The 11,442-nt window shown below is 68.4% G+C and carries 11 protein-coding genes and 1 tRNA gene; 3 read left to right on the top strand and 9 right to left on the bottom strand.

Annotated elements, in window-relative coordinates:
• Positions 1–402: 402 nt before the first annotated feature.
• From ACFWV3_RS27430 to ACFWV3_RS27415, 4 genes are read right to left on the bottom strand one after another with little or no spacing between them, the layout of a single operon-like run.
• Positions 403–645: a three-helix bundle dimerization domain-containing protein gene (locus ACFWV3_RS27430; protein ID WP_382415049.1), complete on the bottom strand. Its 243-nt coding sequence runs from the start codon at positions 643–645 to the stop codon at positions 403–405.
• 41 nt (positions 646–686) lie between these two features.
• Entirely contained in the window at positions 687–1,469 is a 783-nt protein-coding gene (locus ACFWV3_RS27425) for an SDR family NAD(P)-dependent oxidoreductase (RefSeq protein ID WP_382415046.1), read from the bottom strand.
• Positions 1,469–2,629, bottom strand: coding sequence for an MFS transporter (locus tag ACFWV3_RS27420; RefSeq protein WP_382415073.1), 1,161 nt, complete (start codon positions 2,627–2,629; stop codon positions 1,469–1,471). The genes ACFWV3_RS27425 and ACFWV3_RS27420 overlap by 1 nt, the downstream gene beginning before the upstream one ends.
• A gap of 40 nt (positions 2,630–2,669) precedes the next feature.
• Complete coding sequence (locus ACFWV3_RS27415) at positions 2,670–3,917, bottom strand: GH1 family beta-glucosidase (RefSeq protein ID WP_382415044.1); 1,248 nt, start codon at positions 3,915–3,917, stop codon at positions 2,670–2,672.
• Positions 3,918–3,999: 82 nt separating this feature from the next.
• On the opposite strand from ACFWV3_RS27415, the gene ACFWV3_RS27410 reads away from it, so the two are divergent.
• A complete protein-coding gene (locus ACFWV3_RS27410) occupies positions 4,000–4,644 on the top strand; it encodes a TetR family transcriptional regulator (protein WP_382415042.1) in 645 nt (214 codons plus the stop codon).
• Here ACFWV3_RS27410 and ACFWV3_RS27405 read toward each other — a convergent pair.
• A complete protein-coding gene (locus ACFWV3_RS27405) occupies positions 4,641–5,822 on the bottom strand; it encodes an amino acid deaminase/aldolase (protein ID WP_382415040.1) in 1,182 nt (393 codons plus the stop codon). The two genes, ACFWV3_RS27410 and ACFWV3_RS27405, sit on opposite strands and share 4 nt — an antisense overlap.
• Positions 5,823–5,908: 86 nt before the next feature.
• Between ACFWV3_RS27405 and ACFWV3_RS27400 the strand changes: the two genes are divergently transcribed.
• Positions 5,909–7,192 (top strand): D-arabinono-1,4-lactone oxidase, encoded by a 1,284-nt coding sequence (locus tag ACFWV3_RS27400; protein WP_382415038.1) that lies wholly within the window; start codon positions 5,909–5,911, stop codon positions 7,190–7,192.
• A gap of 261 nt (positions 7,193–7,453) precedes the next feature.
• On the opposite strand, the gene ACFWV3_RS27395 is transcribed toward ACFWV3_RS27400, so the two are convergent.
• From ACFWV3_RS27395 to ACFWV3_RS27380, 4 genes are all read right to left on the bottom strand, one after another.
• Positions 7,454–8,110, bottom strand: coding sequence for an NAD(P)H-binding protein (locus ACFWV3_RS27395; RefSeq protein WP_382415036.1), 657 nt, complete (start codon positions 8,108–8,110; stop codon positions 7,454–7,456).
• Positions 8,111–8,125: 15 nt separating this feature from the next.
• Positions 8,126–8,743, bottom strand: coding sequence for a hypothetical protein (locus ACFWV3_RS27390; RefSeq protein ID WP_382415034.1), 618 nt, complete (start codon positions 8,741–8,743; stop codon positions 8,126–8,128).
• A 315-nt stretch (positions 8,744–9,058) separates the two neighbouring features.
• A complete protein-coding gene (locus ACFWV3_RS27385) occupies positions 9,059–9,844 on the bottom strand; it encodes an NADP-dependent oxidoreductase (RefSeq protein ID WP_382415032.1) in 786 nt (261 codons plus the stop codon).
• A gap of 115 nt (positions 9,845–9,959) precedes the next feature.
• A tRNA-Leu gene (locus ACFWV3_RS27380) sits at positions 9,960–10,042 on the bottom strand.
• A gap of 117 nt (positions 10,043–10,159) precedes the next feature.
• On the opposite strand from ACFWV3_RS27380, the gene ACFWV3_RS27375 reads away from it, so the two are divergent.
• On the top strand, positions 10,160–11,407 hold the full coding sequence (locus ACFWV3_RS27375; RefSeq protein WP_382415030.1) for a DUF3662 and FHA domain-containing protein: 1,248 nt from the start codon (positions 10,160–10,162) through the stop codon (positions 11,405–11,407).
• The last annotated feature ends 35 nt before the right edge of the window (positions 11,408–11,442 follow it).

The following is an 11,442-nucleotide window of genomic DNA, read 5'->3' as shown; positions in this document are numbered from 1 at the left end:
ACTCCCACAAGATCATGCGACTTAGACACTCACATGATCAACGAGCGCCGTGCCCGCCTTGCGTCCAGGTGAAACGACTTTGCCGAAGCCCTGCCCCGCGAAGGGGAACCCTTGCTGCAATTCTTCCAGGCCGCACCGACAGTTCCGGGCCGAGATCGCGAGTTGTCCACAGCTCCCGCCCTGAGCCCACGGCTGTCCACAGATCGCCAGGCGGCCGGTTGACAGGCCGTTTCCGCAGGTAGGGTCGGTGGCAGTGTGGCTGGTTGGTGCCCCCTGGGTGGGCGGGGCCGTGTTTGCCTCACGTTCAGCGACTTCCGTGCTCGTCGCGACTTCCGCGATGAGAGCGACTCAGCTGCTCGGCGCGACTTTCGCGTGTGGCGAGGCCGCCGCAATCGGCACGGCTCAGGCCTCTTCGAGCTTCTGCTCCGCCGACCGCGCCACCAGGATCGGCAGGAACGACTCGACCTTCGCCTGCTCCGCGATCTCGTCGTAGGCCTCGCGCACAGCGCCCCGAACAGCCTGGTCGTCGTACTGGTCGCCCACGCGGCGCTGCACCTCGGACTCGGCTTGACGCAGCTGGTCCTCGGCGTCGGCGTGCAGTCCGTGCGGGTCGCGGACCTGGTGGCCGTCGATCGTTCCGGTCATGGCGTCCTCCCTCTGGGTCTGTGACCGGGGAGTTCCCACTCTCAGCGGTGCGTACCCGTCCGCCACGCCAGGTACGAGGTCAGGCCGGGGAAGAGCCGGCCGGAGAGCTCGAACGCCTTGAGCTGCCACGGGAACAGGTGCTCCGTGCGTTCCTTCACCACCGCGTCCACGATCGCCCGCGCGCACCGCTCCGGCGTGACGGTCGGGATCATCAGGCGCGCGATGGCCGGGATGCGTTCCTCGGCGCCGGGGTTGTTGGCGAAGTACTCGCTCGACACCTTGCCCGGCACGACCTCGCTCACGCCGATGCCGGTTCCGCGCAGGTCAAGGCGCAGCGACGCGGTCAAACCCCGAAGCGCCCAGCGGGACGACTGGTAGCCGACGCAGCCGGGGATCGGCAGGCGGGAGACCGGTGAGTTCACGGTGACGATCCAGCCCGAACCACGTGCCCGCATCGCGCCCAGGTACTCCCTGGTCAGCAACAACGCCGCCAGGTAGGGCACGGCGGTCATCGTGACCAGCTCGTCGGCGGAGGTGTCGTCGAGGAACAGCCAGCGGCCGACGCCGGCGTTGTTGACCAGCACGTCGGGGGCCGGGACCTCCTCGGCGAGCGCGCGGATCTGGGCGGCGTCCGCGAGATCGGCCACGTGGGCGGAGGCCGAGCCACCGAAGTCCTTGATCCGTTTGACCTGTTGATCGAGCAGTTCGGCGCTTCTGGCCACAAGGTGGACGTGTGCGCCGTGCGCGGCGAACCGGAACGCGGTATCGGCGCCGATTCCCTGGGACGCGCCCGTGACCATGACGTTCTTGCCCGACAGCTGCATCAGACCACCGATCGCACTCGACTCATCAACAACGCGGCCAGCGCCGTCGCCAGTGCGGACGTCGCGAACAGGCCGCGGTAGCCGCCCAGGTTCGCCAGGATCAGCGCGGTCAGCAACGGGGCGATGACCTGGGGCAACGCGTTGGCCACGTTGAGCACACCCAGATCTTTTGCCCGATCGGACGCGGCCGGCAGCACCTGGGTCAGCAGCGCGATCGCGACCGCCCAGTACGTGCCGAACCCGACGCCGAGCAGCGGGGCCGCGACCAGCGCACTGGTCCAGGTCGGCCAGACGACCAGCAGCAGCGCGGCCAGCGCCATGACGAACGACGCGAGGTAGACGTACGGCTTCCGGCGGCCCGTTCGGTCACTTCGTGCGCCGAACAGCACCGCTCCTGCGGCGAGCGCCGCCCCGTAGAGCGCCATCAGCACGAGCAGACCGTCTTCCGGAGACGGGTGGTGGACGACGTCGCCGAGGAAGTAGAGGAGGTAGAGCGTCCCGAACGCGTTGCCGAGGTTGATCATGAGGTGGCCGCCCCACGCCCAGGCGAAGTCCGGGTGCTCGCGCGGCGAGATCCAGAACGTCGGCTTGACCGGCTTGGCGATCAGCTGGATGTCCGGCGTCCGCAGCACGAAGAAGAGCGCGCCCGCGAGGACGATGACCGCACACGCCAGATAACCGGCGGGCAGTCCGCTGACCAGCAACGTCACCACGACCGCGCCCAGCACGGTGCCGAGCATCTGGCTGATGCCGATGAGCCCGCCGACCTGCGCCCGTTGCGCGACGGGCACCCGGTCGGGCACCGCGGAGGTCAGCGCCGCGAGCATCCCGCCGATCCCCGCCTGCACCAGGCACCAGCCGACGGTCATCACGAGGATCGAGGGGGCTCCGGCCAGCACGCCCAGACCGAGGGCGCCGACGACCGCGCCGGCCAGCGTCCACGGGTGGCGGCGGCCGAACCGGGAGGTCGTGCGGTCGCTCAGGAAGCCGATCAACGGCACCACCAGCAACGACACCAGCGCGCCGACACCGGTGACGATGCCGAACACCAGCTCCTTGTTCGCCTTGTCGAGCAGCTCGGCCTGTTGCGGCAACAGCACCTGGATCGGCGCGTAGATCGCGAGCCACAGCCCGAGGTTCGCGACGAACAGCCAGGCCATCCAGCCTCGTCGAACCGGGACGACCGGTTCGGCCAGCGCCTCACTCACCGCTGATCACCTCGCGGTACCAGTGGAACGAGTCGCGCGGCGTGCGGACCTGCGTCTCGTAGTCGACGTGCACCAGGCCGAAGCGCTGCGAGTACCCGGCCTCCCACTCGAAGTTGTCCATCAGCGACCACACGAAGTACCCGGCGACGTCGGCCGCCCGCGCGGCCTTGAGGTGTCCGTCGAGGTAGGAGATCCGGTCGGAGTCGTCGATCCGGTGCGGGAAGCTGCACCCGCTCTCCGTGACGTGGACCGGCGGCAGGTTCGGGTGGCGTTCGCGCAGCGCCGAGATCATCTCGGTGAGCCCGGACGGCACGACCGGCCAGCCGAACCCGGTGCGCGGGAACTCGTCGATCTCCACGAGCTCGAACGGCAGCGGGTTGCCCTCCGACGGCGACCTCAGCCGCGTCGGGTTGTAGTAGTTGACCCCGTAGAAGTCGAGCGGCTGGTGGATGACCTGCAGATCTCCGTCCTGAACCGGCAGGAGATCGGCGACTGCGCCGGGATATCGGCCCGACAGAAGTGGGTCCGCGTACAACCAGTTGTGGATTTCGCTGTACGCCTCGGCAGCTGGTACGTCGTCGGGCGTAGCAGGCCAGGCCGGTGTGTGGTTGTTCGCCGTGCCAACCGCTTGCGCGTTCGCCGAGCGGAGCACCTCGACCGCACGGCCGTGGGCCAGGTTGAGGTGGTGGGCGGTCGGCAGCGCGTCGAAGAGCAACGTCTTGCCGGGGGCGTGCTCACCGATCGCGTACCCCTGCAACGTCACCATCGCGGGCTCGTTGATCGGGATCCACATCTTCACCCGGTCGGCCAGGCGGTCCGCGACGAGCGAGGTGTAGTCGGCGAACCGGTCGGCGATGTCCCGGTTGAGCCAGCCCCCCTCGGCTTCGAGCTCCAGCGGCGTGTCCCAGTGGTACAACGTCACGACCGGAGCGATGCCGGCGTCGACGAGGGCGTCGACCAGGCGGTCGTAGAAGTCGAGCCCCTCGGCGTTGACCGGTCCCTTGCCGGTGGGCTGGATCCGCGGCCACGCGATCGAGAACCGGTACGCGTTCACACCGAGCAGCTTCATCAGCCCGACGTCCTCGCGCCACCGGTGGTAGTGGTCGCACGCAACGGACGCGCTGTCGTCGTCGTGTACCGGAGTGAACTCGTCCCACACGGAGGGGCCACGGCCGCCAGCGTCGAACGCGCCCTCGATCTGGAACGCGGACGTCGACACTCCCCACAGGAAGTCGCTCATCGATCCTCCAAATGTGAAACTTGTTCGGATCGTAGGCGTGTTGACAGGTTCAGGGAAGTGAAAGAGCCGTGCAACGGGCAAGATGGAAGAACCCGAACTACTGGGAGTCGCCGTGACGAGCACCACCCCGCTCCGCCGTCAGCCCGTCCAGCAGCGCAGCGCCAAGAGAGTCGAGCGCATGCTCGAGGCCTGCGCGACTCTCATCGACGAGGTGGGCTACGACGGCGTCACCACCACCCTGATCGCGGAGAGAGCCGGGGTGGCGGTCGGTTCGCTGTACCAGTTCTTCCCCGACAAGAGAGCCGTGGTGCAGGCGCTGACCCTGCGCAACGTCGACAAGTTCTCCCAGGGCATCACCACCAAGCTCGAACAGGCGACGCTCGAGCACTGGTGGGACGCCGTGGACACGGTGTTCGACGTCTACGTGACGATGCACCGCGAGATCCCCGCGTTCGGGAAGCTGCACTTCGGCGACGTCGTGGACATGCGGCTGCTCGACGACCGCCGCGACAACAACGCCGTCATCTCGGACAAGATCTCCGAGCTGATCTCGGGCAAGTTCAGCATCCCGTTCGGCGAGGTCGGGCTGCCGATCGCGATCGCCGTCGAGGCCGCCGACGCCGTGCTGAAGATGGCCTTCCGCAACAACCCCAACGGCGACCCCGCGATCCTCGCCGAGGCGAAGGCGCTGGTCAGGGGCTACCTGTCGTCGCGCCTGCCCGACTAGCCGAAGTTGCGGTGCTCGCCGCGGTAGGTCGGCACAGTGCGCTCGACGCGGTCCCCGCGCACCAGGTGGACCTCGTCGAAGCGCTCGAACAGCTCGCCGGCCTTGGCGTGCCGCATCCAGACCCGGTCACCGATCTTCAGCAGCTCGGCCGCCTTGCCGGTGACCGGCGTCTGCACCTCGCCGGCACCTTCGAGGCCGAGCGTCGTCAGCCCCTCCGGCAGGTACGGCGACGGCTGCCGGTCGGGCGTGGGCGTGCCGGACGCGATGTACCCGCCGGCGAAGAGCGTGGCGGTGCGCTTGGTCGGCTTGCGCACCACGGACAACGCGAACAGCGCCGCGGGCTCCGGCTTGAACGACTGGTAGGCGTCGAAGAGCGTCGGCCCGAACAGCCCGCTGCCCGCCGCGAGCTCGGTGACCGACGGGTCCGACGCGGTCAGCTCCAGGCTCCCCGTGCCGCCGCCGTTGACGAACTCGAGCTCGGCGACCTGCCTGACAGCGTTGACGACGGCCGTCCGCCGCTCGATCAGCTCGGGCCCGGACTTGCGCTGGATGAAGCGGATGCCGATCGCCCGGAACGGCTGACCGGGCGGGTTGTCGCCGAGACCGGCGATCTGCCCCTCGTAGGCCATGATCCCGACGAGCTTGAACCCGGTGCGCCGCACGATCCTCGAAGCGAGGCCCCTGGCCTGCTCCGGCGTGTGGATCGACGACCGGCGCGGTCCGATGTGGACCCCCGGCAACGGCCGCCACGACACGTCGAGCTCCAGGCACACCCGGATGTCGGAGTGCGGCCCGACCGCGGAGTCCACGAAGTCGAGGTGCTCCAGCGAGTCCACCATGATCGTGACCCGCTGCCGGGCGGTCTCGTTGGCCGCGAGCTTCTGCAACGCCGCCCGGTCGGCGGTCGGGTACGCGACCAGCAGGTCCTCGCTGACGTTCTGCTCGGACAACCACAGCGCCTCGGCCAGCGAGTAGCACATGACCCCGGCGTAACCGGGCCGGTCGAGCGCCCGGCTCACCAGGTCGCGCACCCGGATCGACTTGCTCGCCACCCGGATCGGATGACCGGCAGCGCGACGGGCGAGGTCCGCCGCGTTGTGGTCGAAGGCGTCCAGGTCGACGATCGCGAACGGAGGATCCAGGTCCTTCGTAGCGGCGTCGAGTCGAGTTCTGCGCATGCACTGACGGTACGTCGTGAACCCTTGAAACGTGAAGAGCTTTCACTTACGTTACTCGCAGGTCACACTCTCTCGTGGAGGTACGCGTGTGGACGAACTGGGCTAAGACGGCGTCCTGCACCCCAACGCGCGTAGTCCACCCCGCCAGCACGGACGAGATCGCCGCCGCCGTCACCTCCGGCGGCCGAGTCCGGGCGAGGGGCAGCGGCCACTCGTTCAACGACATCGCGGTCGCCCCGGACACCGCCCTGGACCTGGACCGCTGGACCGGAATCGTACGCGCGGACACCGACACCGGCCTGGTGACAGTCCGCTCCGGCACCCCGCTGAGCGCCTTCAACGCCGACCTGCACCGCCTGGGCCTGGCCATGCCGAACCTGGGCGACATCGACGCCCAGACGGTCGCCGGCGCGGTCTCCACCTCGACCCACGGCACCGGCGCGAAACTGGGCGTCCTCGCCACCGCCATCGAGTCCCTGGAACTGGTCCTGGCCGACGGCTCGGTCGTCACCTGCTCCCGCACCGAACGCCCGGACCTCTTCAACGCGGCCCGAGTGGGCCTGGGCGCACTCGGCGTCATCAGCACCCTGACCCTCCGCTGCGTCCCGGCGTTCGTGCTCCAGGCCTCGGAGTCCCCCGGCCGCCTCGACGACGTGCTGGAACGGTTCGACGACCTCTGCGCGGTCGAGGACCACGTCGAGTTCCACTGGTTCACCCACTCGGACCGCGTGATCCTGAAGCGCAACAACAGGATCACCGAGCCGGCCCGTCCCCTCTCCAAGCTCCGCCAGAAGTGGGAGTACGAGGTGATGGAGAACGCCGCCTTCGGCGTGGTGACCAAGGTGGCGAAGGCCTTCCCCCGCCACACCAAGCGCCTCAACGAGTTCTGCGGCGCGATGATCTCCGAACGCTCCTATTCGGACTACTCGCACAACGTCTTCGTGACTCCGCGCCGAGTCCGCTTCGTGGAGACGGAGTTCTCCATCCCCCGCGAGACCCTGCTGGACGTCATCGCGGAACTCCGCGCCGTCGCCGCCAAACTGGCCGACCGCGACCACCTGATCGTGCCGTGCGAGGTGCGCGTGGCCCAGGCGGACGACATCTGGCTCTCCACGGCCAACGGCCGGGACACCGCCTACATCTCCATGCACCAGGCGCTGGGCATGGAGCACAAGGCCTTCTTCGACGCCTACGCGAGCATCGCGAAGTCCGTGGACGGCCGCCCCCACTGGGGCAAGATGCACGACCTGACCGCCACGGACCTCCGCCCGCTGTACCCGCACTTCGACGACTTCCTGCGAGTGCGCAACGAGGTAGACCCAGACAGGACGTTCAGCAACCAATACCTGGACCGAGTGCTGGGCGACTAACGATCGAGGGCCAACGGCCCGAGACGAAAGACGACCTGAGCAAGCGAGCCCGCGGTGGGTTCCCACCGCAACGCAACCACCAACGCAACCGACAGCCGCCCAACACAAACAGGCGTGCCATCAACCCGCCGACGGCGCTGGGCCCCCGATCAGATTGCCGGGGGTTCGGGGGCAGAGCCCCTGAGGGGAAGCACGCAACGCACACACGCCGCCCGCACCAGGGGAACGCTCACAGAATCGCGCCATCAGAGAACAGCACCATCAGAGAACAGCCCGAACCGCCTCAGCAACAGGCGTCGACCCGTTCAACAACTCCAACGTCTTCCCCACCGTGTTGCGAGCCTCGAGCAACTCAACCAACACAGCCGCAACATCCGCCCGAGCAACAGACCCCCGAGGCAACCGAGGCGCGGCAAGGGTCACCAGCCCAGTAGCAGGCTCATCAACCAACCGTCCAGGCCGCAGGATCGTCCACTCCAGATCCCGCGACCGGAGGTCCTCCTCAGCCCGCCCCTTCGCCTTCAGGTACACGGCGAACGAGGCATCCACCTCAGGCGACTCGACGTCCTCGATCCCCACCGACGAAACCTGCAGAAACCGCCGAACCCCGGCCTCCGCACAGGCAGAGGCGAACAGGGCGGCGGCCCCGTAGTCCACGGTGTCCTTGCGGGCGGCCCCAGACCCGGGCCCGGCCCCGGCGGCGAACACAGCCGCATCAGCACCGTTCAGATAGGCAGCGACCGAGTCCAGGTCCTCGGACTCCAGGTCGCACAACACCGGAACAGCCCCGGCATCGGACACATCACCAAAATGATCAGGATTGCGGACCAGCGCGGTGGCGGCGTCTCCACGAGCGGCCAGCTGCTGCTCCAGAAGCAGCGCGATCTGCCCGTGTCCGCCGGCTATGACTACTCGCATAGGTCCGACCGTAGATCAGGAAGCGGTGGCGAGCACCTGCTCGTAGACGAGCTCGTTGACCCAGCGGGTGATGGCGGTGTCCTCGGCGGGCACGTTCTCCTGGCGACCGGTGACATCGACCGAGAGGTCCTTCTCGTCGTCGGCGAGCAGCACCGAGACGCCGTAGCGGCGGACGCGGGGCAGGCAGTTCGCGAGGTAGTCGTGCGAGAAGGCGACGGACTCGGGGAGCACGACCGCGGCGTTGCCGTAGCGGGCGAAGGGGACGGCGGAGGCGAGCGCTGTGCGCCAGTGGCGGGCGACGGCCAGGACGCCGACGATGCGGACGGCGACCGGCGGGACGCGGCCTTCCATCTCCGGCCACACCCACGTGGAGACGGTGGTCTTGTCGGCCTCGGGAGCGGCACCCACGCACACGCGCTCGGCGTGGGCGTCGGCCAGGAGCTCGGCCACGACGACGACCTTGCGGCCCATGAGGACCATCTCGGGGAGAACGACTCCGTGCCAGCCGAGGCGGATCGCCGCGGCGGCTGCCAACTCCTCGACGGACGCGGGCAGTTCCGGAACCGGGACCGGGGTCGTCGACAGACCGTTCGAGCTGTCGAGGGCCGCGATCCTTGCTGGGGTGCTGCTCACGCCAGTGCCTCCTCGTCACCCGCGGCGGGCGATCCGCCGCGTTTCGACTCGTGCTCTGGATAAGAATTAGCAGGAAGCGCACGGCCCGCCCCCAGGTCACAGGACCCCCTGCGATCGACGGCGCCGACCGGTCGGTGACCGGTCGAAGAGGGGCGCGGGGAGTTCGGTCCTACGGTGCTGCCGTCTGGGTGACGTTGCGCCGGATGGACGCACCAAAAGACCTGCTCACGGTGGGTACATCACGCGTGAGTGGAAATCGCCGCCCACCGGTGGGCGACACCGTCCGCCGACCGCTCACCGCGCCAGAACGACCACCTACATGATGATCACTGTCTTGCCGGGCCCGCGACCTGCGAAAACGTCAGCAGCCTCGCGCAACGGCACACGGCGCGAAATCGGCACTTCCAGCTCGCCGGCCAGCACCAACGACGCCAGCCGCTCCAACGCCTCGCGCGACCCCTTCATGCCGAAGTTCTGCGCGGAGTCGCTGGAGACGTAGTTGGTGTTGAACGCCAACGGCGCGAAGCGCGCGTTCGCCTCGAAGGACGAGCGGTCGGTGCTCACGAGGTCGATGAGCGCGTCGGCCTCCACGAGGGAGTCACCGCGGCCGATCGGGATCACGCGCTTGCCGGCCGCGCGGGCGACCTGGACGGCGAACGACCCCACACCGCCGGACGCACCGACGATCAGGACGGACTCGGCGTCCCCCAGCGCCTCGACCAACTGCACGGCCGTCATCCCGGCCGTGGGCAACGCGGCGGCGACGGCGGGATCGAGGCCCTCCGGGATCGGGGCCAATGCGTTCGTGGCCGGAACTGTGACGTACTCGGCGTATGTGCCGATGCCGACGGGGTGGTGGAAGAAGGTTCCGAAAATCGTCTCTCCGGAACCGATGACCTCACCCGCACCATCAGTTCCGGGAACCAATGGGAACCGGTGTTCGCCCGAACCCCGGAACATTCCGTCCACGACTTTGCGGTCGAACGGGTTCACGCTCGCGGCGAGGAGCCGCACCTCGAGCTCGCCGGGCCCCGGTTCCGGCTCGGGAAGCTCGACGAGCTCCAGCTCCGCGCCGAAGTCCGCCGCCGCTATCGCCCACATGCGTGCCCCCGAACGAGTGACAGACATCACCTGTTGGATCAACGAACCCGATACGACCCATCAACGAAAGAACCCCTCTCGCGATTCCGCGAGAGGGGTTCCCTCTGTCTTTCGATGGGCAAGGGGGGAGTTGAACCCCCACGTCCTTTCGGACACACGGACCTGAACCGTGCGCGTCTGCCATTCCGCCACTTGCCCCTGGAGACGTTGGGAACACTAGCACGCGTCCAAACCAGGTTCCTAATCGCCCCCTGTAGGCGTGGTCGTACCCGGATACGATCGGTACAGGAGCCCGTCCGCGTGGAAGGAGTCGACATGGGCCTGCAACGCTTCGAGCGGAAGCTCGAAGGTCTCGTCGGCAACACCTTCGCGCGGGTGTTCGGCGGCAACGTCGTGCCCCAAGAGGTGGCACAGGCGCTGCAACGGGAGGGTGACAGCAACATCCGCGAGCTCGCGGGTGGCAGACTGCTAGCCCCCAACCACTACAAAGTGTTGCTCGGAGCCCAGGACCACGAGCGTCTTGCGGGCGACGAGCAGGATGAACTACGCATCACCCAGCTACTCGCAGAGGGCCTGCGAGAGCACCTGGCCGAGTCCGGATGGGATACCTATGGTGACGTCGTAGTCTCCCTGGAGCGCTCCGAGGCGCTGCACACCGGACAGTTCCGAACCAGCTCGTCCGTCGACCCCGACGTGAAAGCGGCCAGCCGACGGTCAGCACCACCTCGCACCGCAGGAGACCGATCCATGAGCCAGCCACCCGGCTACGGACAAGGACAGGGCCAGCCCGGCCAGGACCCTTATGGTCAGGGCGGCTACGGCCAGCAGGGATACGACCAGCAGGGCTATGGCCAGCAGCAGGGCTACGGCCAGCAGCAGGGCTATGACCAGGGCTACGGCCAGCAAGGCGGCTACGACCAGGGCTACGGCCAGCAGGGCGGCGGCTACGGCGGCGGCCAGCAGGGCTACGACCAGGGGTACGGCGGCGGCCAGCAGCAGGGCTACGACCAGGGGTACGGCGGCGGCCAGCAGGGCGGCGGCTACGACCAGGGCTATGGCGGCGGCCAGCAGCAGGGCTACGGCCAGCAGGGCTACGACCAGGGCTACGGCGGCGGCCAGCAGGGCGGCGGCTACGACCAGGGGTACGGCCAGCAGGGCGGGTACGACCAGGGGTACGGCCAGCAGCAGGGCTACGGCCAGCAGGGCGGCGGCTACGACCAGGGCTACAACCAGGGCGGATACGCTCCCCCGGCAACCCAGGGCGGCAACCGTCAGCTGAACGCGACGCTGCACCTCGACGACGGTTCCAACCGCACGTACAACCTCAAGCAGGGTGGAAACGTCGTAGGACGTGGGCAGGAAGCCGACTTCCGCCTCCCGGACACCGGGGTCTCCAGGCGACACCTGGAAATCTCGTGGGACGGGCAGAATGCGATGCTCGCTGATCTCGGTTCGACCAACGGCACCACGGTGAACGGCACGCCAGTGCAGACTTGGCAGCTCGCGGAAGGCGACGTCGTCCGCATCGGCCACTCGTCACTGGTCTTCCGCACCGCGGGCTAGAGGTCGACACGGGCGTCGGTAAGCAACTCAAGGCA

Origin of the sequence: Lentzea sp. NPDC059081 (assembly GCF_042738015.1) — a bacterium.
Lineage (GTDB): Bacteria > Actinomycetota > Actinomycetes > Mycobacteriales > Pseudonocardiaceae > Lentzea.
This window is presented reverse-complemented; position numbering and strand designations above follow the sequence as displayed.